The 25,516-nt window shown below is 71.3% G+C and carries 14 protein-coding genes, 1 tRNA gene and 2 rRNA genes; 13 read left to right on the top strand and 4 right to left on the bottom strand.

Translation table 11 applies throughout. From position 1 onward, the window contains the following. The 4 genes from ACH4SI_RS21740 to ACH4SI_RS21725 all read left to right on the top strand — a co-directional run. Positions 1–93 (top strand): 23S ribosomal RNA (locus ACH4SI_RS21740); the annotation flags it as partial. A 74-nt stretch (positions 94–167) separates the two neighbouring features. After that, positions 168–284: ribosomal RNA gene (gene rrf, locus ACH4SI_RS21735) — 5S ribosomal RNA — on the top strand. 105 nt (positions 285–389) lie between these two features. Further along, positions 390–1,088: a DegT/DnrJ/EryC1/StrS family aminotransferase gene (locus ACH4SI_RS21730; protein ID WP_398297963.1), complete on the top strand. Its 699-nt coding sequence runs from the start codon at positions 390–392 to the stop codon at positions 1,086–1,088. A gap of 63 nt (positions 1,089–1,151) precedes the next feature. Beyond that, positions 1,152–1,224 (top strand) — tRNA-Thr (locus ACH4SI_RS21725). Between the two features lie 96 nt (positions 1,225–1,320). On the opposite strand, the gene ACH4SI_RS21720 is transcribed toward ACH4SI_RS21725, so the two are convergent. Continuing rightward, on the bottom strand, positions 1,321–3,987 hold the full coding sequence (locus tag ACH4SI_RS21720) for a SpoIIE family protein phosphatase (RefSeq protein WP_398297961.1): 2,667 nt from the start codon (positions 3,985–3,987) through the stop codon (positions 1,321–1,323). A 211-nt stretch (positions 3,988–4,198) separates the two neighbouring features. Here ACH4SI_RS21720 and ACH4SI_RS21715 point away from each other — a divergent pair, with 211 nt between their 5' ends. From ACH4SI_RS21715 to ACH4SI_RS21675, 9 genes are all read left to right on the top strand, one after another. Beyond that, positions 4,199–9,751, top strand: coding sequence for a HAMP domain-containing protein (locus tag ACH4SI_RS21715; protein ID WP_398297959.1), 5,553 nt, complete (start codon positions 4,199–4,201; stop codon positions 9,749–9,751). Positions 9,752–10,048: 297 nt separating this feature from the next. Then, entirely contained in the window at positions 10,049–10,723 is a 675-nt protein-coding gene (locus tag ACH4SI_RS21710; RefSeq protein WP_398297957.1) for a two-component system response regulator, read from the top strand. Between the two features lie 158 nt (positions 10,724–10,881). Next, positions 10,882–13,728: a DNA translocase FtsK gene (locus tag ACH4SI_RS21705; RefSeq protein WP_398297955.1), complete on the top strand. Its 2,847-nt coding sequence runs from the start codon at positions 10,882–10,884 to the stop codon at positions 13,726–13,728. Between the two features lie 203 nt (positions 13,729–13,931). Beyond that, complete coding sequence (locus ACH4SI_RS21700) at positions 13,932–14,765, top strand: helix-turn-helix domain-containing protein (protein WP_398297953.1); 834 nt, start codon at positions 13,932–13,934, stop codon at positions 14,763–14,765. Positions 14,766–14,832: 67 nt separating this feature from the next. Next, the gene (rimO, locus tag ACH4SI_RS21695; protein WP_398297951.1) at positions 14,833–16,329 is read left to right on the top strand and encodes a 30S ribosomal protein S12 methylthiotransferase RimO; all 1,497 of its coding nucleotides are present in this window, start codon (positions 14,833–14,835) and stop codon (positions 16,327–16,329) included. Continuing rightward, the gene (gene pgsA, locus ACH4SI_RS21690) at positions 16,326–17,000 is read left to right on the top strand and encodes a CDP-diacylglycerol--glycerol-3-phosphate 3-phosphatidyltransferase (RefSeq protein ID WP_398297949.1); all 675 of its coding nucleotides are present in this window, start codon (positions 16,326–16,328) and stop codon (positions 16,998–17,000) included. Before rimO ends, pgsA begins: the two co-directional genes overlap by 4 nt. After that, a complete protein-coding gene (locus tag ACH4SI_RS21685) occupies positions 16,997–17,548 on the top strand; it encodes a CinA family protein (RefSeq protein WP_398297947.1) in 552 nt (183 codons plus the stop codon). The genes pgsA and ACH4SI_RS21685 overlap by 4 nt, the downstream gene beginning before the upstream one ends. A gap of 109 nt (positions 17,549–17,657) precedes the next feature. Further along, positions 17,658–18,041: a helix-turn-helix domain-containing protein gene (locus tag ACH4SI_RS21680; protein WP_398297945.1), complete on the top strand. Its 384-nt coding sequence runs from the start codon at positions 17,658–17,660 to the stop codon at positions 18,039–18,041. 159 nt (positions 18,042–18,200) lie between these two features. Next, positions 18,201–18,680: a Dps family protein gene (locus ACH4SI_RS21675; protein ID WP_398297943.1), complete on the top strand. Its 480-nt coding sequence runs from the start codon at positions 18,201–18,203 to the stop codon at positions 18,678–18,680. 511 nt (positions 18,681–19,191) lie between these two features. On the opposite strand, the gene ACH4SI_RS21670 is transcribed toward ACH4SI_RS21675, so the two are convergent. The 3 genes from ACH4SI_RS21670 to ACH4SI_RS21660 are packed head-to-tail and all read right to left on the bottom strand — an operon-like array spanning position 19,192 to position 25,499. After that, positions 19,192–19,980 carry an SDR family NAD(P)-dependent oxidoreductase gene (locus ACH4SI_RS21670; RefSeq protein ID WP_398297941.1) on the bottom strand — a complete coding sequence of 263 codons (789 nt, stop codon included), beginning with the start codon at positions 19,978–19,980 and terminating at the stop codon, positions 19,192–19,194. Positions 19,981–20,012: 32 nt separating this feature from the next. Beyond that, positions 20,013–20,816 (bottom strand): Fpg/Nei family DNA glycosylase, encoded by an 804-nt coding sequence (locus ACH4SI_RS21665; RefSeq protein ID WP_398297939.1) that lies wholly within the window; start codon positions 20,814–20,816, stop codon positions 20,013–20,015. Between the two features lie 15 nt (positions 20,817–20,831). Then, a complete protein-coding gene (locus ACH4SI_RS21660) occupies positions 20,832–25,499 on the bottom strand; it encodes an ATP-dependent helicase (RefSeq protein WP_398297937.1) in 4,668 nt (1,555 codons plus the stop codon). Between the last annotated feature and the right edge of the window lie 17 nt (positions 25,500–25,516).

Genomic DNA, 25,516 nt, shown 5'->3' with positions numbered 1-25,516 from the left:
GGCTCCCAGTAGACGACTGGGTTGATAGGCCAGATATGGAAGCCGGGTGACCGGTGGAGTTGACTGGTACTAATAGGCCGAGGGCTTGTCCTCAGTTGCTCGCGTCCACTGTGTTGGTTCTGAAATAACGAACTGTGTTGTTGTCCGGTTTGTTTGTTTCATAGTGTTTCGGTGGTCAAAGCGTTAGGGAAACGCCCGGTTACATTCCGAACCCGGAAGCTAAGCCTTTCAGCGCCGATGGTACTGCAGGGGGGACCCTGTGGGAGAGTAGGACGCCGCCGAACAAATATTGGAGAGAGGCCTGTCGGAACTTCGGTTCCCGACAGGCCTCTCTTTTTGTTGTGTTGCGAGCCACTCGGTGTTCATGTTGCGTGGGCAACATGCCGTTCATGGGGACTCCAACGGATGAGCTGTGGCGTGAGTTGACCCGGTCGGGCGTACGGCCGGGCGACGAGGTGATCGTGCCGTCCTACGGCACACCCGAAGCGGCGGAGGCGGTGCTCCTCGCCGGCGCGCGGCCGGTGTTCGTGGACATCGACGCGCGGACCTTCTGCATAGACCCGGACGCGGTGGCCGAGGCGCTGACGCCCCGGACCGCGGCCATCGTGGCCATACACACCTTCGGACACCCGGCCGACATGGCGCGCCTCACCCAGCTGGGACAGCGGCACGGTGTGCTGGTCGTCGGACATGGTGCCGTGTGCGAGCCGGTCGGAGAGACACTGCGCCGACAGGCCAACGCGGCCTATCTGAACGGGAAGTTGCGGGGAGTCGTCACCCCCGCGTCCAGGCCCGGCATGGAACACACCTATCAGCAGTATGTCGTGAGGGTGCCGGGCAACGGACGCCCGGACCGGGACGCATTCGCCCGTACGCTGCGGTCTCGCGGCGTCATGTGCCACGTACCCATTCAGACCCCGGCGCACCGCACCGCGCGCTTCCGGCGCGATCTGTGGCTCGCGGAGACGGAGCGGGCGGCCGACGAATGCCTCGCTCTCCCCGTCGACCCGGCCATGTCCCGGCGGGAGTTGCAGCGTGTGGTCTCGGCCTGCAACGCACTGGGAGGCCTGTTGCAGTCAGCGGCCTGAGCGGACTTGGGGCGGGTGGTCGAGAGCGCTCTCGAATTCGGGTATGATCTATCCCGTTGCCGCGCCCCAATAGCTCAGTCGGCAGAGCGTCTCCATGGTAAGGAGAAGGTCTACGGTTCGATTCCGTATTGGGGCTCTCCTGCGAAAGGCCCCCGCCAACCGGCGGGGGCCTTTCGTCATGTTGAATGGCGCCGAGAATGCCGGGGCACCGGTGGTGCCCCGGCCGCGGCGGTCAGGCGTCCTGCATCTCGGGGACGCGCATCGCGAGGATCGCCATGTCGTCGGACGGAGGTTCGGCCGCGAAGCGCTCCACCGCGCGCAGCACCCGGGCGGCCACCGCTCCCGCGTTGAGCCCGGTGCAGGTGGTGAGGACGTCCACCAGACCGTCGTCGCCGAGCATCCTGGTGCCCTCGCGCCGCTCGGTCACCCCGTCGGTGACGCACAGCAGGACGTCGCCGGGGTCGAGCGTCACCGTCTGCTCGTACAGCTCCAGGTCGTCCATGACGCCGAGCAGCGGCTGCGGTTCGGCCGCCGCCTCGACGGAGCCGTCCTGGCGCAACCGGAGCGGCAGCGGGTGACCGGCGCAGACGACCTTGAGCACCGCGCCGCCGTCCCGCTGAGGCCACAGCTCCCCGTAGAGGAGGGTGAGGAAGCGGCTGCGGGCACCCTCGTCGAGGATCGCCGCGTTGAGCCGCTCCAGGACCGCCGGGCCGCCGAAGCCCTCCCGGGCGAGCAGCCGCAGCGCGTGCCGGGCGAGGCCGGTGACCGCGGCGGCCTCCGGTCCGGTGCCGCAGACATCGCCGATGGCGAAGCCGTACGCGCCGTCGCGGATCGGGAAGAGGTCGTAGAAGTCACCGCCGACCTCGTTGCCCTCACCCGCCGCGCGGTAGATGACCTCGACCTCGACGCCGGGGACCTCGGGCTGCTCGGGCGGCAGCAGACTGCGCTGCAGGGACTGGCTGATGGCGGTGCGCTCCGAGTAGAGCCGCGCGTTGTCGAGCGCGAGCGCGGCCCGGCGGGACAGGTCCTCGGCCAGCTCCAGGTTCTCCTGGCGGAAGTGCTCGTCGGTGGGCTTGCCGAGGGTGAGCATGCCGATGACGCGGTTACGGGCCACCAGCGGCAGGACGACCGTCTCGCCGCCGACGGCGGACGCCGTCGCGAGCGAGGCGCCCGGGCCCGAGGAGGGCCGGGCGGAGTCGCCGAGGCTGAGGCTGCGCAGCGAGGTGCGCAACGCGGCCGCGTGGGCCGCCTCGTAGGGGCCGGTCCAGCCGCGGGCGCCGCCGGTGGGCACCTGCTCCGGTGGGTCGATCTTGGTGAGCAGCGCCTTGAGCCCGTCGATCCGGTCCTCGTCCTCATGCAGGACGTACGACAGCTCCGGGTCGGACGCCTGGTCGGCGACCGTATAGACGGCACACCAGCTGGCCAGGGTGGGCACCGTCATCTGCGCCATGAGAGCCAGTGTCTGGTCGCGGTCGAGGGTGCCCGCGAGGAGATCGGACGCCTCGACGAGGAAGGAGAGGGAGCCGCGGCGCAGCCGCTCCAGCTCGGTGAGGCGGGCGCGTTCGACGGCGAGCGCGATGCGGTCGGCGGCGAACTGGAGCCGCAGCGCCTCCTCGTTGGAGTAGCGGCCGGGGGCCTCGGCGGCGACGCCGAGGGAGCCGGTGAGCCGGCCCTCGACCTTGAGGGGGACGGTGACGACCGAGCGCATACCGGTGTTGACGAGCAGGGGCACCGCGCCGGGAACGGCGGACAGATCCTCGTGGACGGCGGGCATCCGGGCCGACCCGTAGCGCCCGGTGCCCGCTTCGACGGGGACGCGGGCGAAGCGCTGCCGGGCGGACGGCAGGCCGGTGGAGGCGCGCACCTCCAGCTCGGTCTCGTCGTCGGTGGCGAGCAGCAGATAGGCGGCGTCCCCGTCGAGCATGTCGCGGGCGCGTTCGACGGTGCGCTGGAGGAGTCCGTCGAGGTCGTCGGGGGCGGGCGAGCCGATGAAGACCTCGAAGGCGTCGCTGGCCGGGCCGCGCTCGGAGGAGTCGGAGGTGTCGGCCGCCCCGCCGCGCATCGGGCTCTGCAGCACGGCGCGCTCACGGTCGCGGACCAGGAGGCAGACGGTGGAGGGCTCGCCGTCGGCATCGCGGATGCGCAGATGGGAGGCGTAGACGGGGGAGACCCGGCCGTCGGCGTCGCGGATGCCGTACGAGCCCTCCCAGCGGGAGAGCCGGAGCGCCTCGGCGACGCCGGTGCTGGTGCCGGGGGTGTGCGGCCAGGCGGCGAGATCGGTCAGGGGCTTGCCGACGATCTGTTCCGGGCTGTAGCCGAACAGTTCCTGAGCGTCGTCGTTCCAGGCGCTGACGAGGCCGTCGCTGTCGACCTGGACGACCGCGACCCGGACCCGGGAGTCGGCGATCGGCAGGGCGCTGGAGGGCAGCGCGGGGCCGGCGGCCCGCGTGCCGGCCGGCCGCTCGGGGAAGTCGAGCTGGAACCAGACCTGCTTGTGGGTGGCCGTGTACTCGACGCCCCAGCGCGCGGCGAGTGCGGCGCACAGTAGCAGACCACGGCCGCCTTCGCGATCAGGGCTGCCGAAGTGGTGGCCGCCGTTGCTCTGGAGCGGAACTTCCCGTTCGGGGTAGCGGTCGGCGACCTCGACGCGGACGCCGGTGTCCGCGCGGATGCACACGACGTCGGCGGTGGTGCCGGCGTGCACCACCGCGTTGGTGACGAGTTCGCTGGTGAGGACGACCGCGTCGTCCACGATGTCGGTCAGGCCCCAGCCCTGCAGGGTGTCCCGGACAAAGGTGCGGGCGGCGGCGACCGAGCGTCCCACCGGCTCGAAGGTGGCGGCTGCCCGCGCGGTGATCACAGGTCTCCTCATATGTGTCTCGGCGAACTGCTCACCCATGACGCAGTGCCCCTCCGATGCCTGGCCGGATGCCAGGTTACTTACCTCAACCGCCCCCGCGAATGCCGGTCCGCCGTGATTCCCCCCGGAGGGTGCTGTCGCCGGTGTGCGATGCTGCCGAACTGTTATGGCCTGGTTGGGCCATGGTGAAACACTGGGCAAGCTGGAAGAAGAACCCGACGAGGACGGTCAACCCTGCGGGAGGGACACGGTGGAGTCTGGCGCAGCGGCGCGGGGCACGAATACGCGCGCGAAAGGCGGACGGTCCCGGAGCAATGGGACGACCGAAGTGGATACGGCGGCCCTGAACCGGCTGCTGACCGCGATGACGGCGATGCGGGACGGCAACTTCCGCAAGCGGCTCACGGTCTCGGGCGAGGGCGTGATGTCCGAGATCGCCGCGGTCTTCAACGAGGTCGCGGACCGGAATCTGCAGCTCACGGGGGAGCTGACCCGGGTGCGGCGGGTCGTCGGCCGTGAGGGAAAGCTCACGGAGCGCCTGGAAACCGGCGCCTGTGAGGGGCAGTGGGCCGCGGCTATTGACGCGTCCAATGCCTTGGTGGACGATCTTGTCCGGCCGGTGTCCGAGGTGGGCCGCGTGCTGTCCGCGGTCGCCGAGGGCGACCTTGAGCAGCGCATGGATCTGCGGGCACAGGGCGCCGACGGGTCGGCGCATCCGCTGCGCGGTGAGTTCCTCAAGGTGGGGCGCACCGTCAACGGGCTGGTGGATCAGCTGTCGGCGTTCACCGACGAGGTGACGAGAGTCGCCAGTGAGGTCGGCACCGAGGGCAAGCTGGGCGGCCAGGCCCGGGTGCGCGGCATGTCGGGTTCGTGGAAGGACCTCACGGAGTCCGTCAACACGATGGCATCCCGGCTCACCGCCCAGGTGCGGGACATCGCCCTGGTGACGACGGCGGTGGCGAAGGGTGATCTGTCCCGGAAGGTCACGGTTCACGTGTCCGGGGAGATGCTCGAGCTGAAGGAAACCGTCAACACGATGGTGGACCAGCTCTCCTCGTTCGCCGCCGAGGTGACCCGGGTCGCCCGTGAGGTGGGCACCGAGGGCGAACTGGGCGGCCAGGCGAAGGTTCCGGGCGTCGCGGGCGTCTGGAAGGACCTGACGGACTCGGTCAACCTGATGGCCGGGAACCTCACCGCCCAGGTGCGCGGGATCGCCCAGGTCACGACGGCGGTCGCCAACGGTGATCTGTCGCAGAAGGTGACGGTGAGCGCACGCGGCGAGGTCGCGCAGCTGGCCGACACGATCAACACGATGACGGAGACGCTGCGTACCTTCGCGGACGAGGTCACGCGGGTGGCCAGCGAGGTCGGCGCCGAGGGGTTGCTGGGCGGTCAGGCGCAGGTGCCGGGTGCGGCGGGTACGTGGAAGGACCTGACGGATTCGGTGAACACCGCGTTCCGCAACCTGACGGCTCAGGTGCGGGACATCGCGCAGGTGACGACGGCGGTGGCGAACGGCGATCTGTCTCAGAAGGTCACCGTGGACGTGGCCGGCGAGATGCTGGAGCTGAAGAACACCGTCAACACGATGGTGGACCAGCTGCAGTCGTTCGGCGTCGAAGTGACGCGGGTGGCTCGGGAGATCGGCGTCGAGGGCGAGCTGGGCGGTCAGGCGCAGGTGCCAGGTGTGGCGGGGACGTGGAAGGATCTCACCGATTCGGTGAACACCGCGTTCCGTAACCTCACCGGACAGGTGCGCAACATCGCCCAGGTGACGACGGCGGTGGCGAACGGCGATCTGTCTCAGAAGGTCACCGTCGATGTCTCCGGTGAGATGCTCAAGCTGAAGAACACCGTCAACACCATGGTGGACCAGCTCTCCTCGTTCGCCGACCAGGTCACCCGGATGGCGCGGGACGTGGGCACCGAGGGGCGGCTGGGCGGCCAGGCCCGGGTGGACGGCGTCAGCGGCACCTGGAAGGACCTGACGGACTCCGTCAACTCCATGGCGGGCAACCTGACCGCTCAGGTGCGCGGGATCGCTCAGGTGACCACCGCGGTGGCGCGGGGTGATCTGTCGCAGAAGATCGACGTCGATGCCCGGGGCGAGATCCTGGAGCTGAAGAACACCATCAACACGATGGTCGACCAGCTGTCCGACTTCGCCGAGCAGGTGACCCGGGTCGCCCGCGAGGTGGGTACGGACGGCCGGCTGGGCGGTCAGGCGCAGGTGCCCGGTGTCGCGGGCGTCTGGCGCGATCTGACCGACTCGGTGAACGGCATGGCGGGCAACCTGACCGCCCAGGTCCGCAACATCGCGCAGGTCGCCACGGCGGTGGCGCGGGGTGATCTGTCGCAGAAGATCGACGTCGATGCCCGGGGCGAGATCCTGGAGCTGAAGAACACCCTCAACACGATGGTGGACCAGCTGTCGTCCTTCGCGGAGGAGGTCACCAGGGTCGCCCGGGAGGTCGGTACCGAGGGCCAGTTGGGCGGCCAGGCCGAGGTGCAGGGGGTCTCCGGCACCTGGAAGGACCTGACCCAGTCCGTCAACGGCATGGCCAACAACTTGACGTCCCAGGTCCGTTCCATCGCCGAGGTGACCACGGCGGTCGCCAAGGGCGACCTGTCGAAGAAGATCACGGTGGACGCCAAGGGCGAGATCCTGGAGCTCGTCACCACCGTGAACACGATGGTGGACCAGCTGTCCTCGTTCGCCGAGCAGGTCACCCGGGTGGCCCGTGAGGTGGGTACGGAAGGGCAGTTGGGAGGCCAGGCGCGGGTGCCGGGCGTGACCGGCATCTGGAAGGACCTCAGCAACAACGTGAACCTGATGGCCAACAACCTGACCATCCAGGTGCGCAACATCTCGCAGGTCTCGGCCGCGGTCGCCAACGGCGATCTGACGAAGAAGGTGACGGTCGAGGCGCGCGGCGAGGTCGCGGCGCTGGCCGACACCGTCAACACGATGGTGACGACGCTGTCCTCGTTCGCGGACGAGGTCACCCGCGTGGCGCGCGAGGTGGGCACGGACGGCATCCTGGGCGGCCAGGCGCGGGTGCCGGGCGTCTCGGGGACGTGGAAGGACCTCACCGAGTCCGTGAACTCGATGGCGTCCAACCTGACCGGACAGGTGCGCAACATCGCGATGGTCACCACGGCGATCGCCCAGGGTGACCTGACCAAGAAGATCGACATCGAGGCGCGGGGCGAGATCCTCGAGCTCAAGACCACGATCAACACGATGGTCGACCAGCTGTCGTCGTTCGCCGACCAGGTGACCCGGGTGGCCCGTGAGGTGGGCACCGAGGGGCAGCTGGGCGGCCAGGCGCGGGTGCGGGACGTGGCCGGCACCTGGAAGGACCTCACCGAGTCGGTGAACGAGATGGCCGGGAACCTGACCCGTCAGGTGCGCGCCATCGCCGAGGTCGCGACCGCGGTGACCCGCGGCGACCTCAACCTCAAGATCGACGTGGACGCCTCCGGTGAGATCCAGGTCCTCCAGGACCACATCAACACCATGATCGCCAACCTGCGCGAGACCACGCTCGCCAACAAGGAGCAGGACTGGCTGAAGGGCAACCTCGCCCGGATCTCCGGTCTGATGCAGGGACGGCGCGACCTGGAGGACGTCGCCCGGTTGATCATGAGCGAGCTGACCCCGGTGGTCTCCGCCCAGCACGGCGCGTTCTTCCTGGCGGTCCCCGTCGGCGAGGGCACCGAGGTGGTCGCGGACAGCACCTCCGAGGAGGGCTACGAGCTGCGTCTGATCGGCTCCTACGGCTACGCCATCGGCTCGATGCCCACGTCCTTCCGGCCGGGCGAGACGCTGATCGGCACGGTCGCGGAGGAGAAGCGCCCGATCCTGGTGGAGAACGTGCCGCCGGGCTATCTCAAGATCGCCTCGGGGCTCGGTGAGGCGGCCCCGGCCCATGTGATCGTGCTGCCGGTGCTCTTCGAGGGGCAGCTGCTGGGTGTGATCGAGCTGGCCTCGTTCCAGCCCTTCGCGCAGATCCAGAAGGACTTCCTCAACCAGATCGCCGAGATGATCGGCACCAGCGTCAACACCATCAGCGTCAACACCAAGACCGAGGTGCTGCTCAAGCAGTCCCAGGAGCTGACCGAGCAGCTGCGGGAGCGTTCGGCGGAGCTGGAGAACCGGCAGAAGGCGCTCCAGTCGTCCAACGCGGAGCTGGAGGAGAAGTCCGAGCGGCTGGCCCGGCAGAACCGCGACATCGAGGTCAAGAACACCGAGATCGAGGAGGCCCGGCAGGTGCTCGAGGAGCGCGCCGAGCAGCTCGCGGTGTCGATGCGCTACAAGAGCGAGTTCCTGGCGAACATGTCGCACGAGCTGCGCACGCCGCTCAACTCGCTGCTGATCCTGGCCAAGCTGCTCGCGGACAACGCCGAGGGCAATCTGTCGCCGAAGCAGGTGGAGTTCGCCGAGACCATCCACGGCGCCGGTTCGGACCTGCTGCAGCTGATCAACGACATCCTCGACCTGTCGAAGGTCGAGGCGGGCAAGATGGACGTCAGCCCGACGCGGATCGCCCTGGTCCAGCTCGTCGACTACGTGGAGGCGACGTTCCGGCCGTTGACCGCGGAGAAGGGCCTCGACTTCTCCGTCCGGGTCTCGCCGGAGCTTCCGGCGACGCTGCACACCGACGAGCAGCGGCTGTTGCAGGTGCTCCGCAACCTGCTGTCCAACGCGGTGAAGTTCACCGACGGCGGCGCGGTGGAGCTGGTCATCCGGCCGGCCGGGGTGGACGTTCCCAACGCCATCCGGGAACAGCTGCTGGAACACGGCGCGTTGCGCGACCCGGAGGCCGACATGATCGCCTTCTCGGTCACCGACACCGGCATCGGCATCGCGGCCAGCAAGATGCGGGTGATCTTCGAGGCCTTCAAGCAGGCCGACGGGACCACCAGCAGGAAGTACGGCGGCACCGGCCTCGGCCTGTCCATCAGCCGGGAGATCGCCCGGCTGCTCGGCGGTGAGATCCACGCGGCCAGTGAGCCGGGCCGCGGCTCGACCTTCACGCTGTACCTGCCGCTGTACCCCAGCGAGCTGCCGCCGCAGGGCTACCCGCAGCTCACCCCGGGCAGCGCGGGTCCGCCGGCGCTGGAGGCGTACGACCCGGCCGAGGACGCCGAGGACGCCGAGGACGACGAGGCCGGGGCGGAGCGGGAGCCCGAGCACGACGTCACCGCCGACGCCACGGCGCAGCGGACCCGCGGGGCCGCCGGGCTCTTCCGGCGGCGTCAGCGGACCGAGGAGGAGCCGTCACAGGCCACCGAGCCGCAGCCGGCCGCCCCGGAGGCCCGCCGGAACGGCGGCGGCCGGGCGACCGGCCGGCAGGCGCAGGCCTCCGAGCCGTGGATGCTGGGCGGCCAGGATCTGGTGGCCCCGGAGCCGGCGGGCGGCTTCCACGGTGAGAAGGTGCTCATCGTCGACGACGACATCCGCAACGTCTTCGCGCTCACCAGCGTGCTGGAACAGCACGGCCTGCAGGTGCTCTACGCCGAGAACGGGCGGGAGGGCATCGAAGTCCTGGAGCAGCACGACGATGTGGTGCTCGTCCTGATGGACATCATGATGCCGGAGATGGACGGTTACGCCACGACGGCGGCGATCCGCAGGATGCCGCAGTTCGCCGGGCTGCCCATCATCGCGCTCACCGCGAAGGCGATGAAGGGCGACCGGGAGAAGAGCATCGAGGCGGGTGCGTCGGACTATGTCACCAAGCCCGTCGACACCGATCATCTCCTTACGGTGATGGAGCAGTGGATGTCGGATGAGTGACCAGGTGAAAGGCAGGGGAGTGTCCGATGGGACACCGGATGCCATCGTGGTGTTGACTGACTGTCGCCGAACACGTGTGGGAACGCGGGAATCGGGGAACCTTCTGGTCTCCCGCCGCGTTTCTGCTACGTGCACAGTGACATCGCGGTGACAGGGTGTGGCGAACAGCGGGGTGCGGCTACCATGACCGGCACAAGGACGGGCGACGCAAGGGAGTCGTCCCCTGGGGCGGCGCCCGGTGCTTCTCCCAGTGCTTCGAGCTGGGGAGACCCCAAGCCGGGACGAGGAGGACGGGGCATGGTGCAGAAGGCCAAGATCCTCCTGGTCGATGACCGGCCGGAGAATCTGCTGGCGCTGGAGGCCATTCTCTCCGCGCTCGATCAGACCCTGGTGCGGGCATCGTCAGGGGAGGAAGCGCTCAAGGCGCTGCTGACGGACGACTTCGCGGTGATCCTGCTGGACGTCCAGATGCCGGGTATGGACGGTTTCGAGACCGCGGCGCACATCAAGCGGCGGGAGCGGACCCGGGACATCCCGATCATCTTCCTCACCGCGATCAACCACGGCCCGCACCACACCTTCCGGGGATATGCGGCGGGCGCGGTCGACTACATCTCCAAGCCCTTCGACCCCTGGGTGCTCAGAGCGAAGGTCTCGGTCTTCGTCGATCTGTACATGAAGAACTGCCAGCTGCGGGAGCAGGCCTCCCTGCTGCGGCTCCAGTTGGAGGGCGGCCAGCCGGCCGCCGGTGACAAGGAGTCGGCCGGGCTGCTGGCCGAGCTGTCCGCACGGCTCGCCGCCGTGGAGGAGCAGGCCGAGGCGCTGTCCAAGCAGCTGGACGAGTCGGCCGACGCGGCGGCCGTGGCCACCGCCGCCCACTTGGAGCGCAAGCTCACCGGGCTGCGCCGGGCCCTGGACGCGCTGGAGCCCGGCGCGGGCAGCGGAGCCGGCCAGGTCTCCTCGCAGAACTGAGCGTCCACCGCGCGGCCACCCGGCCGTTGACGTCCTGTCACTCTCTTTTCATCGTCCGGCCGGTGTCGCGCCCGGATGCGACACGGGTGTGACGTCAGTGGCGCCGGATGCCCATGCCATACGTGCTCCGTACGGCGGACGCGGGTAATCTCGCTCCCATGGCCTCTCGTACGTCCGGCAAGGGTTCCCAGAGCACGGCGGGCACCTCGAAGAAGCGCGCCGGGCAGTCCGGAGGCGCTGTGAAGAAGGCGCCCGCGAAGAAGGCGGCGGTCAAGAAGGCGCCCGCCAAGAAGGCGACCGCGCCCGCGAAGAAGGCGGCCCCGAAGAAGAAGGCGGCCGCCAAGGCGTCCCCGCCGCCCGCGCCCTACGCCACCAGCGGTGTGTACCGCGCCGCGCGCGCCGTCTGGATGGGCCTCGCGCGCACCGTCGCGGCGATGTTCCGTTCCATAGGGCGCGGCGCGAAGGGGCTCGACCCGGCCCATCGCAAGGACGGCAGCGCGCTGCTGCTCCTCGCCGTGGCCCTGATCGTCGCGGCCGGGACCTGGTCCAACCTCAAGGGCCCGGTCGGCGATCTGGTCGAGATGCTCGTCACCGGCGCGTTCGGACGCCTGGACCTGGTGGTGCCGATACTCCTGGGCGCCATCGCCGGGCGGCTGTTCCTCCACCCCGAACGCCCCGAGGCCAACGGGCGGATCGTCATCGGCCTGTCCGCGCTGGTGATCGGCGTCCTCGGACAGGTCCACATCGCCTGCGGCGCCCCCGGGCGCGGCCAGGGCGACGCGGCCATCCAGGACGCGGGCGGGCTGATCGGCTGGGCCGTCTCCCGGCCGCTGATCTACACGATGGGCGATGTGCTGGCCGTACCGCTGCTGGTGCTGCTCACCGTCTTCGGGCTGCTGGTCGTCACCGCGACACCGGTCGCCGCGATTCCGCAGCGGCTGCGGTCGCTCGGCATCCGGCTCGGCCTGGTGCGGGACGAGGAGCAGGCGTACGGCCACGACGGCGACGCGGTCGGCGATGCCGCCGGGTATGCCGACGAATGGCGCGAGAAGCCCGCCAGGCGGCCTCACGGGGCCTCGCTGGAGAAAGCGGGCCCGGACGGCGCGGGCGACCCTGAGCAGGCCGAGGAGGAGGCTCTGCGCAAGCGCCGGCGGTCGCGCCGGCAGTCGTCCGTCCAGCCCCCGCTGGACCGTCCCATGGACGCGGTGGACGTGGCGGCCGCCGCGGCCGCCTCGCTGGACGGCGCGGTGCTGCACGGCGTCCAGCCCTCACCGCTGGTCGCCGGACTCAGCAACGGCATCTCGGGCGAGCAGGACGAGCAGGACGGCGCGTCCGGCACCGGCGGGGCGCCGGTCACGAGCGACTCGGGCAAGGCCGGGCCGGGCAAGGCCGCTGCGGGCAAGGGCAAGAAGGGCCGGGGGGACGATTCCGCCGCGTCGGAGCGGTCCGAGGTCCCCGACCTCACCCGGACCTCCGCCGAGCCGGGCGAAGCGCTGCCGCCGCGCGCCGAGCAGCTGCAGCTCTCCGGCGACATCACCTACGCCCTGCCCCCGCTCGACCTCCTGGAGCGCGGCGGCCCCGGCAAGACCCGCAGCGCCGCCAACGACGCCGTGGTGGAGTCGCTGTCGAAGGTGTTCTCGGAGTTCAAGGTGGACGCCTCGGTCACCGGCTTCACCCGCGGTCCGACGGTCACCCGCTACGAGGTGGAGCTGGGCCCGGCCGTCAAGGTCGAGCGGATCACCGCGCTGACCAAGAACATCGCGTACGCCGTCGCCAGCCCCGATGTGCGGATCATCAGCCCGATCCCCGGCAAGTCGGCGGTCGGCATCGAAATCCCCAACAGCGACCGCGAGATGGTCAACCTCGGGGACGTGCTGCGCTCGGCCGACTCGTGGGGCGAGACGCATCCGATGGTCGTCGGGCTCGGCAAGGACGTCGAAGGCGGCTATGTGTCGCACAACCTGGCCACGATGCCGCATGTGCTGGTGGCCGGTGCGACCGGTTCCGGTAAGTCGTCGTGCATCAACTGCCTGATCACTTCGATCATGGTGCGCGCGACCCCGGACGACGTGCGCATGGTGCTGGTCGACCCCAAGCGCGTGGAGCTGACCGCATACGAGGGCATTCCGCATCTGATCACACCGATCATCACCAACCCCAAGCGCGCGGCCGAGGCCCTGCAATGGGTCGTCCGCGAGATGGATCTCCGGTACGACGATCTCGCCGCGTTCGGCTTCCGCCACATCGACGACTTCAACGCGGCGGTGCGCTCCGGAAAGGTGAAGGAGCCGGAGGGCAGCGAGCGGGAGCTCAAGCCGTATCCGTATCTGCTGGTGATCGTCGACGAGCTGGCTGACCTGATGATGGTCGCGCCGCGGGACGTCGAGGACTCGATCGTGCGGATCACGCAGCTGGCCCGGGCGGCGGGCATCCACCTGGTGCTGGCCACCCAGCGGCCGTCCGTGGACGTCGTCACCGGTCTGATCAAGGCGAACGTACCCTCCCGGCTCGCCTTCGCCACCTCCTCGCTCGCCGACAGCCGGGTCATCCTGGACCAGGCCGGCGCCGAGAAGCTGATCGGCAAGGGCGACGGGCTGTTCCTGCCGATGGGCGCGAGCAAGCCGGTCCGGATGCAGGGCGCGTTCGTCACCGAGGATGAGGTCCAGGCGGTCGTCGCGCACTGCAAGGAGCAGATGGCGCCGGTCTTCCGGGACGACGTCACGGTCGGGCAGTCGAAGAAGAAGGAGATCGACGAGGAGATCGGCGATGATCTCGACCTGCTGTGCCAGGCCGCTGAGCTGGTGGTTTCCACGCAATTCGGCTCGACGTCGATGCTCCAGCGCAAGCTGCGGGTGGGTTTCGCCAAGGCGGGCCGGCTGATGGATCTCATGGAGTCGCGCGGGGTGGTCGGGCCGAGCGAGGGCTCCAAGGCGCGCGATGTGCTCGTCAAGCCGGACGAATTGGATGGCGTGCTGGACGTGATTCGCGGAAACGCTCACTCGTAAGGGTATGGCGGGCAACCGTTTCCCCTGCCGAGACGTCAAGTTGAGGGAGGTGGCGGAGTGACGTCCAAGGATCTTGTCCAAGGATCTTGGTTACAGGTCAATCCCGATGGCGGACAAACTCCGTCCTCCCGCTTGCCCGACCCTTTCGCTCCACCCCTAGACTGAACCTCCAGCAGGTGGCTACACGCTCGAAAGGCGCCCCCGTGTCCATCGGCAACGATCTCGAAGACGGCAACTCCCCCGAAGAAGACCGGCCTTCCGTCGGTCGCGCCCTCCAGCAGGCCCGCATCGCCGCGGGACTGACCGTCGACGAGGTCAGTTCCGCCACCCGGGTGCGCGTCCCCATAGTGCAGGGGATCGAGCAGGACGACTTCTCCCGCTGCGGCGGGGATGTGTACGCCCGGGGGCACATTCGTGTGCTCGCGCGCGCCGTCCGGCTCGACCCGGAGGCCCTGATCAACCAATTCGACGCCGAGCACGGCGGCCGGCCCGAGCCGACCCCGGCGGCGCCGCTGTTCGATGCCGAGCGCATCCGTCCCGAACCCCGCCGGCCGAACTGGACGGCCGCGATGGTCGCCGCGATCGTCGCCGTCGTCGGATTCGTGGGATTCACGCTTTTCAGTGGCGGCGACAAGAACGACGGCTCCTCGGTCGCCGAGAAGACCGGCTCGGCCAAGCCGACCGCGTCCCCCTCCAGCAGCCCCAGCGCCGCCCCCAGCAAGTCCGGCGAGCGGAAGCCCGAGCCGTCCGAGAGCGCCATCGCGGGCGTCCCCGCGGACAAGGTCACCGTCAAGCTGACCGCGGAGGACGGCCAGAGCTGGATCTCCGCGCAGGACCACAACGGCCGGCTGATGGAAGAGGGCGTGCTGCGCAAGGGCCAGTCCAAGACCTTCAGCGACAGCAAGCGCATCGACCTGGTGCTGGGCAACGCCGGCGCGATCAAGCTCTTCGTGAACGGCAAGGAAGTCAAGAACCTCAGCGACAGCGGCACGGTGCAGCGCCTGAGCTACACCAAGGGCGATCCCGAAGCGGGCTGACCAGCCCGGCGGCGGGGTGGGAGACCTGGCAGCGGAGGCCGGGGCTGCGACAAAGTAGTCTGAGGCCATGCCCGAACGCCGCACTGTCGCCCTTGTCACTCTTGGCTGCGCCCGTAACGAGGTGGACTCGGAGGAGCTCGCAGGCCGCTTGGCGGCGGACGGTTGGGAGCTCGTCGAGCAAGCCGCCGACGCCGACGTCGCCGTCGTCAACACCTGCGGCTTCGTCGAGGCCGCCAAGAAGGACTCGGTCGACGCCCTGCTGGAGGCGAACGATCTGAAGGACCACGGCCGCACCCAGGCGGTCGTGGCCGTCGGCTGCATGGCCGAGCGGTACGGCAAGGAACTGGCCGAGGCACTGCCCGAGGCCGACGGGGTGCTCGGCTTCGACGACTACACCGACATCTCCGGCCGCCTGCAGACCATCCTCTCCGGCGGAATCCACGCCTCCCACACCCCTCGCGACCGGCGCAAGCTGCTGCCGATCAGCCCCGCCGAGCGGCAGGACAGCTCCGCCGTGGCGCTGCCCGGCCACGCCCAGGACACCCCGCCCGAGGACCTGCCCGCCGGTGTCGCCCCGGCCTCCGGCCCGCGCGCCCCGCTGCGCCGCAGACTCGGGAACAGCCCCGTCGCCTCCGTGAAGCTGGCCTCCGGTTGCGACCGGCGGTGCTCCTTCTGCGCCATCCCGTCCTTCCGCGGCTCGTTCATCTCCCGCCGTCCCTCCGATGTGCTGGGCGAGACCCGGTGGCTGGCCGAGCAGGGCGTGAAGGAAGTCATGCTGGTCTCCGAGAACAACACCTCCTACGGCAAGGACCTGGGCGACATCCGGCTGCTGGAGACGCTGCTGCCCGAGCTGGCCGCGGTGGACGGGATCGAGCGGATCCGGGTCAGCTACCTCCAGCCCGCGGAGATGCGGCCCGGGCTGATCGATGTGCTGACCTCCACCGAGAAGGTCGCCCCGTACTTCGACCTGTCCTTCCAGCACTCCTCGCCCGGGGTGCTGCGCCGGATGCGCCGCTTCGGCGACACCGACCGCTTCCTGGAACTGCTGGAAGCGATCAGAGGCAAGGCGCCGCAGGCAGGCGCCCGCTCCAACTTCATCGTCGGATTCCCCGGCGAGACCGAGGACGACGTGGCCGAGCTGGAGCGTTTCCTCAGCGAGGCGCGGCTCGACGCGATCGGCGTCTTCGGGTACTCGGACGAGGACGGCACCGAGGCCGCGGGCTACGAGGACAAGGTCGACCCGGACGAGGTCGCGGAGCGGCTGGAGCACATCTCGCGGCTCGCGGAGGAGCTGACCGCCCAGCGGGCGGACGAGCGGCTCGGCGAGACCGTCACGGTGCTGGTGGACGAGATCGACGACACCGGTGCCGTACTGGGCCGGGCCGCCCACCAGGCGCCGGAGACCGACGGGCAGACGCTGCTCCGCACGTCGGCCCGGCCCGCCCCGGGACGTATGGTCGAAGCGAAGGTGATCGCGGCGGAGGGAGTGGACCTCGTCGCGGAGCCGCTGGAACCGCTGGAGCAGCGGGGCGGCGGCGTGTGTACCGAGGAGGCGGACAGATGACAGGCGTCCCGGCCTCCGCCGCGGGGAGCCACCACCACCGGGCCGCTGCGTCCGCCCCGGCCGCTCCGGCCGCCGGATTGTGGAACATCGCCAACATCCTCACCATGGCGCGCCTGGTCCTGGTGCCCGGGTTCGTCCTGTTGATGCTCCACAACGGCGGCTACGACCCGGCCTGGCGGGCCTATGCCTGGGCCGCCTTCGCCATCGCCATGATCACCGATCTGTTCGACGGGCATCTGGCCCGCCGCTACAACCTGGTCACCGACTTCGGCAAGATCGCGGATCCCATCGCGGACAAGGCGATCATGGGTGCGGCGCTGATCTGCCTGTCGGCCCTCGGCGATCTGCCGTGGTGGGTGACGGGTGTGATCGTCTTCCGTGAGCTGGGGATCACCCTGATGCGGTTCTGGGTGATCCGGATCGGGGTCATCCCGGCCAGCCGAGGCGGGAAGATGAAGACCCTCGCCCAGGGCGTGGCCGTCGGGATGTACATCCTCGTGCTCACCGGGCCGCTGGCCACGCTGCGGTTCTGGGTGATGGCCGTGGCCGTCGCCCTGACCGTCCTCACCGGCCTCGACTACGTACGGCAGGCCCTGGTGCTGCGCCGGGCGGGCCGCGCGGCGGAGAGCGTCGGCGCGGAGGAGGAACCCGGGCAGGAACCGGCCCGATGAGCGGCGACGAGACGGCGGCGGCGCGAGGTGGTGCCGCTGAGGCCGACGCGGCCGGGGTTCTGGCGCTGCTGAGGCGGCGCGGGCAGACCGTGGCCGTCGCCGAGTCCCTGACCGGCGGCCTGGTGGCTGCCGAGCTGACCGCCGTGGACGGGGCCTCCCACGCCTTCCGCGGCTCGGTGACCGCGTACGCCACCGACCTCAAGCGCGAGCTGCTGGGCGTCGACGGCGCGCTGCTGGCCGAGCGCGGGGCGGTGGACGCGGAGGTCGCTCGGCAGATGGCCGAGGGCGTACGGCGCGCTCTGGGTGCCGACTGGGGCGTGGCGACCACCGGTGTGGCGGGTCCCACACCGCAGGACGGCCACCCGGTGGGCGCTGTCCACGTGGCCGTCGCCGGGCCCTCGAACAGACCCGCGGCCGCGGCGCTGCGGCTGGAGGGGGACCGGGCCGGAATCCGCGCACAGAGCGTCCGCGCGGCGGTCAAGCTGCTGTTCAGCGAATTGATCGCGACAGCGGGGGCACAGGATACGGAACAACACGACGAATTTTGATGTTTGCAGCCCTGAGTGAACACGACATCGCTCCCCGCACGCGCACAGCCAGAGGCGGTACGGTGGGGCGAGAAGGATCCGGATCCGAGGTCCGAGGAGGGAGCCAGCGATGATTCTGCTCCGTCGCCTGCTGGGTGACGTGCTGCGCCGGCAGCGCCAGCGCCAGGGCCGTACTCTGCGCGAGGTTTCCTCCTCCGCCCGGGTGTCGCTCGGCTATCTGTCAGAGGTCGAGCGCGGGCAGAAGGAAGCCTCGTCCGAGCTGCTGTCGGCGATCTGCGACGCCCTGGACGTACGGATGTCACAGGTCATGCGTGAGGTCAGCGACGAGCTGTCGCTCGCGGAGCTGGCGGAGTCGGCCACGGCGAGCGAGAAGGTGCCCGCACCGATGCGGCCGATGCTCAATTCGGTGTCCGTCACGTCCGTGACGGGCGTCGCGGACGAGCGGGTGACCATCAAGCCGCCCAAGGAGGCTGTGGACGTCGTGGCGGCCTGACGGCCCCCACGTCAGCGCGGAAGCTCTTCGAGCCCCGGCCGGTAGCGATACCGGCCGGGGCTCGATGTTTGACCGGCATGTTTGACCGGCGGCTTTCCGGTCACCTGACTGGTGGAGAGGTAATCAAGGGGGGTCAAACGGTCGAACAGGAGGAAGTGGATGTCTGTGGTCAAGAGCCCGCTCGCCGAGGAGAACCTCAAGGTCGTCAGCGACGCTCTGCAAGGCGCCCTCGTCGACCTCGTCGACCTCGCTCTGGTGGGCAAGCAGATCCACTGGACGGTCATCGGACCGCGTTTCCGCACGGTTCACTTCCAGCTCGATGATGTGGTGTCGACGGCCAGGACGCACGCCGACACCGTCGCGGAGCGTGCCTCGGCGCTCGGGATAGCGCCGGACGGACGGGCCGAGACGGTGGCCAAGCAGAGCGTCATCGGCAACGTCAAGGAGGGCTGGACCCAGGACACGGACGCCGTGAGGACGCTCGTGGACGCACTCGGGTCCGTGATCGCGCGCATGCGCGAGCGCATCGCCGCGACGGACGAGCCGGACCCGGTGACCCAGGACATTCTCATCGGGCTCACCCGGGACCTGGAGAAGCACCACTGGATGTTCCAGGCGGAGAACGTCAACGGACACTGAGCGACAAGTCCGGCAGGACAGGGGCGGTACTTCCGCTCGCACCCTGTGTGGTCATCGCCGGGGCACGCCCCCGGCCCCCGGCGATGGCCGCACAGTCTGCGGGCTGACGGACGTCGGCTCATGGGTCCGCCGCGGGCGTGCCCCGCTCTGGGTGCGCCCTGCGGTGGGGCTGGGCACACTGGGGGAGCGCGGGGGTCCGACACGCGCTGACGGGCCTTCTGTGCGCCCTCCCGCCGCGCGCGAACAGGCGTCTAGCGTCGCCCGCTAGCGTCGCCCGAAGGAGGCAGCATGGCAGCCGTGGGAGGGGCCGGCACCCTGCGCCGAAGGCCGGTTCGATGGGTGATCGCGCTCGTTCTCGGCGGTCTGTGGTGGTGGTCCGTGCTCCGGCTGGCGGTGCAGCCGACCGGGACCGGACCGGTCGAGGGGGCGTTCGCCATCGGCGGCTGGGGGCTGAGCCTGCTGCCCGTGCACTGCGGCCCCTCGCCCCGGCGCGGAAGGATGCGCGAGCGGATCACCAGGGCATCGCGACTCCGCCATTCGGGCGCAGAATCTGGCCCGTCGTGAAGGCGGCGGCGTCCGACGCCAGATACAGCACCGCATGGGCGACGTCCTCCGGCTCTCCCACCCGCCCCAGCGGTGCGTGCCGGACCATGGGTGCCTCGGCGCGCCGCTGCTCCTCGACGGTGCCGCGCCGCGTCATGGGCGTACGGACCCAGCCGGGCGCGACCGCGTTGACGCGGATGCCGTGGTGTCCCACCTCGGCGGCGAGGGTCCGGGTCAGCTGGACCACGGCGGCCTTGGCGACGCCGTAGCACAGCAGCCCGGGGGTGCCGGAGTCGATCGCGCCGGACGCCATGGTGACGATGGACCCTCCGGCGCCGTGGTCGATCATGGCGCGGGCCGCCTCCTGGCAGCCGTACAGCACGCCCTTGAAGTTGACCGCCAGCACCCGGTCCAGATCGGCCTCCGCGGTCTCCAGGACCGGGCTGCGGTGCATGACTCCGGCGATGGCCGTCATGACGGCGAGGTGGCCCCCGGCGCGGACGGCCGCCGTGGCGGCGGCGGAGACGACGGTCGCGACCTGGGCGCGGTCGCTGACGTCGAGGAGGTGGGCGTGGGCACTGCCGCCCTCGGAGGTGATGCGCTCCGCGGTGTGGCGGGCGCCCTTCTCGTCCAGATCGGCGCAGTGCACGACCGCTCCGGCCGCCGCCAGCAGGACGGCTGTGGCCCGGCCGATACCGCTCGCGGCGCCGGTGACCAGTGCGGTGCGGCCGGTGAGGTCGTACGCCGTGACGGTCATGGGCCGACGGTACGACCGGACCTGACGAACCGTCAATTACTCGGCGGGGACGGCTCCGGCTGGCACACCGGGCACCAGAAGGTCGTACGCTCCTGACCCGCGCGCCCCTCTTCCGCGGTGCGCACCGGCGTACCGCAGCGCAGACAGGGGCGCGCGGCACGGCCGTACACCCACAGCCGCCGGTCGGGGCGCGCGTGCGCCGTGGTGACCCGGGCCCGGCGACTCCGGTTGGCCTCCAGAAGCCGCTTGGCGAGGGCCACCAGGTGCTCGGGGGAGGGGACGCGGCCGATCGGCAGCCAGGGCGGGATCCGGAGCATGAAGCACAGCTCGCACTTGTACACATTGCCGATCCCGGCCAGATTGCGCTGGTCCAGCAGCGCCTCGCCCACCGGGCGGGACGGATCGGCGAGCAGCCGCCTCAGCGCCTCGTCCGGATCCCAGTCCGGGCCGAGGAGGTCGGGCCCGAGGTGGCCCACCGCACGGTCCTCGTCCGCGGTGCGCAGCAGCTCCAGGACCGGGAGGCGGTAGCCGACGGCGGTGCGCTCGGCCGTGGCCAGGACGGCGCGGATCTGGTGGTGCGGGCCGCCGCGCCAGCGCTCACCGTGGCCGTATACCAGCCACGCGCCGTCCATCCGCAGATGGGAGTGGAGGGTCAGCCCGCCCTCCACCCGGGTGAGCAGATGCTTGCCGCGCGCGACCACCTCGAGGACCCGGCGGCCGGTGAGGTCTACGGTCGCCAGCCGGGGCACCCGCAGATCACAGCCGGTGAGCGGCGGGCCCGCCAGCGCGTCGTGGAGGCGCCGGGCCGTCTGCCAGACGGTGTCTCCCTCGGGCATCCGCCGCCCCCTCGATCAGGGACGCAGCCGGAGGCCGCGCGGGGTCGCGTGGAAGCCCGCGGCCTCCAGGACGCGGCCGATCGGCGAGGACAGCGCCGCGGCGCCGTTGACCCGCTCGACGGTCACCGAGCCGAGGGCCCCCGCGCGGGCGGACTGGGCCAGGGCCTCCACCGCGGTACGCAGCCGGGCGTCGTCCTCCGGGGAGGCCGCCTCGGCCTCGCCCGCGGGCCAGGCGAGCAGGGTCTTGCCGCCGCGCTCCATGTAGAGGGCCAGTTCGCCGTCGGCAAGCACCACCAGCGCCCCCGCCTTGCGGCCGGGCCGGTGGCTCGCGCCCTCGGGAGGGTCGGGCCAGGGGAGGGCCGCGCCGTACGCGTTGGCGGGGTCGGCGGCGGCGAGAACGACGGCGCGGGGGGACGACTGCCCCGGCGGACCGCCGAACGGCGCGCCCGCCGCCCGGTCGCGCGCCGTGCTGACCGCGCGCAGCCGGTCGACCGCGCCGTCCATCGCGAACTGCGCGGCACCCAGCCCCTCCACCACATAACCGCGGCGCGCCTGACCGGTCTCCTCGAAGGCGGACAGCACCCGGTACGCGGCGGAGAAGCCGCCCTCGACCCCCTCGGCGGCGACCGCCCCGCGGGTGACCACGCCGTGCCGGTCCAGCAGGGTGCGCGCCAGGGCGTGCGCCCGGTGGGTGGGCTCGGACTCGCGCTCCGGCAGCAGCGACCAGCGTCCGGCGACGGTCGGCGGCCCGTTGCGCGAGGCGGTGGGGCGGCCGGTGCGCCCGGTCAGCGTGCCGTACCGGCCCCGGGGGACCGTGCGCTTGGCGCGGTGGGCGGTGGAGCCCGCGGTGCGGCCCGAGCCCAGCAGCGAGCGCAGCGGGGCCAGGGTGTCGCCGGTGAGCCGGCCGGACCAGGCCAGGTCCCATATGGCCTCGGCGAGCTGGGCGTCCTGGAACTCGTGACCGGCGGCGCGGACCTGCTCGGCGATCTGACGGAAGAACAGGCCGAAGCCCCCGGCCAGCGCGTCCAGCACGGCCTGGTGGAGCGGGCCCGCTTCGAAGGGGTGCGGGGTGTGCAGAAGCAGCGGCGCGGTCTCGGCGAGATGGAGGCTGACCCAGCCGTCCTTGCCGGGCAGCGCGCCCGCCCCGGCCCAGACGACCTCACCGGCGGCGGTCAGCTCGTCCAGCATCGTCGGGCTGTAGTCGGCGACCCGGGAGGGCAGGACGAGCTTCTCCAGGGCGGACGCCGGAACCGGGGCGCCCTGGAGCTGCTCGACGGCGCGCACCAGCCCGTCGATGCCCCGCAGGCTGTGGGTGCCCAGATGCTGCCACTGGGGGAGGAAGGCGGCGAGCGCCGAGGGCGGTACGGGCTCCAGCTCCTGGCGCAGCGCGGCCAGCGAGCGGCGGCGCAGCCGGCGCAGCACGGCGGCGTCGCACCACTCGTGCGCCGTGCCCGCCGGATGAAATTCCCCTTGGACGACGCGGCCGCTCGCGGCCAGGCGCTGGAGCGCGCCGTCGGTGACGGCCGTGCCCAGGCCCAGCCGGGTGGCCGCCTCGGCGGAGGTGAACGGGCCGTGGGTGCGGGCGTATCGGGCCAGCAGATCGCCGAGCGGATCGCCCACGGGCTCGGTGAACGCCTCGGGAACGCCGACCGGCAGCGCCGTGCCCAGCGCGTCGCGCAGCCGCCCCGCGTCCTCGACGGCCGCCCAGTGCTCCTCGCCCGCGATACGGACCCGGATGGCGCGCCGGGCCCGCCCCAGCTCCTCCGCCCACGCCGGGTCGGCGCCCCGCCCGGCCAGCTCGGCGCCGGTGAGCGGGCCGAGCAGCCGCAGCAGATCGGCGACGCCCTCGGCGTCCTTGACCCGGCGGTCCTCGGTGAGCCACTGCAGCTCGCGCTCCAGCTCGGCCAGGACATCGGCGTCCAGCAGCTCGCGCAGCTCGGCCTGGCCCAGCAGCTCGGCCAGCAGCCGCGAGTCCAGGGAGAGGGCCGCGGCGCGCCGCTCGGCCAGCGGCGAATCCCCCTCGTACAGGAACTGCGCCACGTAGCCGAAGAGCAGCGAGCGGGCGAAGGGGGACGGCTCCGGGGTGGTCACCTCCACCAGCCGCACCCGCCGGGCCTCGATGTCGCCCATCAGCTCGGTGAGGCCGGGCACGTCGAAGACGTCCTGAAGGCATTCGCGGACGGCTTCCAGGACGATGGGGAACGAACCGAACTCGCTCGCCACCTGGAGGAGCTGGGCGGCGCGCTGACGCTGCTGCCACAGCGGGGTGCGCTTACCGGGATCGCGGCGGGGCAACAGCAGGGCGCGGGCGGCGCATTCGCGGAACCGGGAGGCGAACAGGGCCGAGCCGCCGACCTGATCGGTGACGATCTGGGACACCTCGCCCTGCTCGAAGGCGACATCGGCCGCACCCACGGGGGACTGCTCGCCGTCGTACTCGGTGCCCTGCCGCATCGGATCCGCATCCAGCAGGTCCAGGCCCATGAGGTCCGCGTCGGGCAGCCGCAGCACGATGCCGTCGTCCGCGTGCATCACCTGGGCGTCCATCCCGTACCGCTCGGACAGCCGCGCGCCGAGCGCGAGCGCCCAGGGGGCGTGGACCTGCGCCCCGAAGGGCGAGTGGACCACCACGCGCCAGTCGCCTAGCTCGTCGCGGAAGCGCTCCACCACGATCGTCCGGTCGTCCGGCACATGGCCGCAGGCCTGACGCTGTTCGCCCAGGTACGCGATCACGTTGTCGGCGGCCCAGGCGTCGAGCCCGGCGGCCAGCAGCCGCGCCCGGGCCTGCTCGGGGGCCAGCGCCCCGACCTCCCGCAGGAACGCGCCCAGCGCCCGGCCCAGTTCGAGCGGCCGGCCGAGCTGGTCGCCCTTCCAGAAGGGCAGCCGGCCGGGGACGCCGGGAGCGGGGGAGACCAGAACGCGGTCGCGGGTGATGTCCTCGATCCGCCAGGACGTGGTGCCCAGGGTGAACACATCGCCCACCCGCGACTCGTAGACCATCTCCTCGTCCAGCTCCCCGACCCTGCCGCCACCCTTCTTCGGGTCCGCGCCCGCCAGGAAGACGCCGAACAGCCCGCGGTCGGGGATGGTGCCGCCGGAGGTCACCGCGAGCCGCTGCGCCCCCGGCCGCCCCGTGACCGTATGGGCGACCCGGTCCCACACCAGGCGCGGCCGCAGCTCGGCGAAGGCGTCGGAGGGATAGCGGCCCGCGAGCATGTCGAGGACCGAGGTGTACGCCGACTCCGGGAGCGCGGCGAACGGGGCGGCACGGCGGACCAGGGCCAGCAGCTCCTCCACGTCCCAGCTGTCCATGGCCGTCATGGCGATGAGCTGCTGGGCGAGCACGTCCAGCGGGTTCGCGGGCACCCGCAGCGACTCGATGGCCCCCTCCCGCATCCGCTCGGTGACCACCGCCGCCTGCACCAGGTCGCCGCGGTACTTGGGGAACACCACACCGGTGGAGACCGCGCCCACCTGGTGGCCGGCCCGGCCCACCCGCTGCAGCCCGGAGGCCACCGAGGGCGGCGACTCGACCTGGACGACCAGGTCCACCGCGCCCATGTCGATGCCCAGCTCCAGGCTGGAGGTGGCGACGACGGCGGGCAGCCGGCCCGCCTTCAGATCCTCCTCGACCAGGGCCCGCTGCTCCTTGGACACCGAGCCGTGGTGCGCGCGGGCGAGCAGCGCGGGCGCACCACGGGCCGCACCGGCCTCCGCCATCAGCTCGGCGGGGGAGTGGTCCTCGGGCAGTGCCTCACCGGTGGCCCGCTCGTAGGCGATCTCGTTGAGCCGGTTGCACAGCCGCTCGGCCAGCCGGCGGGAGTTGGCGAAGACGATCGTGGACCGGTGCGCCTGGACGAGATCGGCGATCCGCTCCTCCACGTGCGGCCAGATCGACGGCTTCTCGCCCGGCTGCCCGTCCTGCGCCGGGGAGCCGCCGAGCTCCCCCAGATCCTCGACGGGGACGACCACCGACAGATCGAACTCCTTGCCCGAGGGCGGCTGGACGATCTCCACTGTGCGCCGCGGCGACAGGAAACGCGCCACCTCGTCCACCGGGCGCACCGTCGCCGACAGACCGATCCGCCGGGCGGGGCGGTCCAGCAGCTCGTCCAGCCGCTCCAGGGACAGGGCGAGATGCGCGCCGCGCTTCGTCCCCGCGACGGCGTGCACCTCGTCCAGAATCACCGTCTCCACCCCGCGCAGCGCCTCCCGGGTGGCGGAGGTGAGCATCAGGAACAGCGACTCGGGCGTGGTGATGAGGATGTCCGGCGGGCGGGTGGCCAGGGCGCGGCGCTCGGCGGCCGGGGTGTCGCCGGAGCGGATGCCCACCCGGATCTCCGGCTCGGGCAGGCCCAGGCGCACCGACTCCTGCCGGATGCCGGTGAGCGGGCTGCGCAGATTGCGCTCCACATCCACCGCCAGGGCCTTCAGCGGCGACACGTACAGCACCCGGCAGCGCTTGCGGGGCTCGGCGGGCGGCGGCTCGGCGGCCAGCCCGTCCAGCGCCGCCAGGAACGCAGCCAGCGTCTTGCCGGAGCCGGTCGGGGCGACCACCAGCACGTCCGAGCCCTCGCCGATCGCCCGCCACGCCCCCTCCTGCGCGGCAGTGGGCGCGGTGAAGGCCCCCGTGAACCACCCGCGGGTGGCCGGGGAGAATGACTGCAGCGCCGACCGTGCCATGCCCCCCATCGTGCACC

Source organism: Streptomyces sp. NPDC021212 (assembly GCF_044332925.1).
GTDB lineage: Bacteria > Actinomycetota > Actinomycetes > Streptomycetales > Streptomycetaceae > Streptomyces.
The sequence above is the reverse complement of the archived record's forward strand: the minus strand, read 5'-3'. Positions and strand labels throughout refer to the sequence as shown.

Coding starts and splice junctions, on each gene's coding strand:
- ACH4SI_RS21665 (WP_398297939.1), bottom strand. CDS start 20,816: ATGCCCGAGGGAGACACCGTCTGGCAGACGGCCCGGCGCCTCCACGAC.
- ACH4SI_RS21710 (WP_398297957.1), top strand. CDS start 10,049: ATGGTGCAGAAGGCCAAGATCCTCCTGGTCGATGACCGGCCGGAGAAT.
- rimO (WP_398297951.1), top strand. CDS start 14,833: ATGCCCGAACGCCGCACTGTCGCCCTTGTCACTCTTGGCTGCGCCCGT.
- ACH4SI_RS21660 (WP_398297937.1), bottom strand. CDS start 25,499: ATGGCACGGTCGGCGCTGCAGTCATTCTCCCCGGCCACCCGCGGGTGG.
- ACH4SI_RS21675 (WP_398297943.1), top strand. CDS start 18,201: ATGTCTGTGGTCAAGAGCCCGCTCGCCGAGGAGAACCTCAAGGTCGTC.
- ACH4SI_RS21720 (WP_398297961.1), bottom strand. CDS start 3,987: ATGGGTGAGCAGTTCGCCGAGACACATATGAGGAGACCTGTGATCACC.
- ACH4SI_RS21670 (WP_398297941.1), bottom strand. CDS start 19,980: ATGACCGTCACGGCGTACGACCTCACCGGCCGCACCGCACTGGTCACC.
- pgsA (WP_398297949.1), top strand. CDS start 16,326: ATGACAGGCGTCCCGGCCTCCGCCGCGGGGAGCCACCACCACCGGGCC.
- ACH4SI_RS21730 (WP_398297963.1), top strand. CDS start 390: ATGGGGACTCCAACGGATGAGCTGTGGCGTGAGTTGACCCGGTCGGGC.
- ACH4SI_RS21685 (WP_398297947.1), top strand. CDS start 16,997: ATGAGCGGCGACGAGACGGCGGCGGCGCGAGGTGGTGCCGCTGAGGCC.
- ACH4SI_RS21705 (WP_398297955.1), top strand. CDS start 10,882: ATGGCCTCTCGTACGTCCGGCAAGGGTTCCCAGAGCACGGCGGGCACC.
- ACH4SI_RS21680 (WP_398297945.1), top strand. CDS start 17,658: ATGATTCTGCTCCGTCGCCTGCTGGGTGACGTGCTGCGCCGGCAGCGC.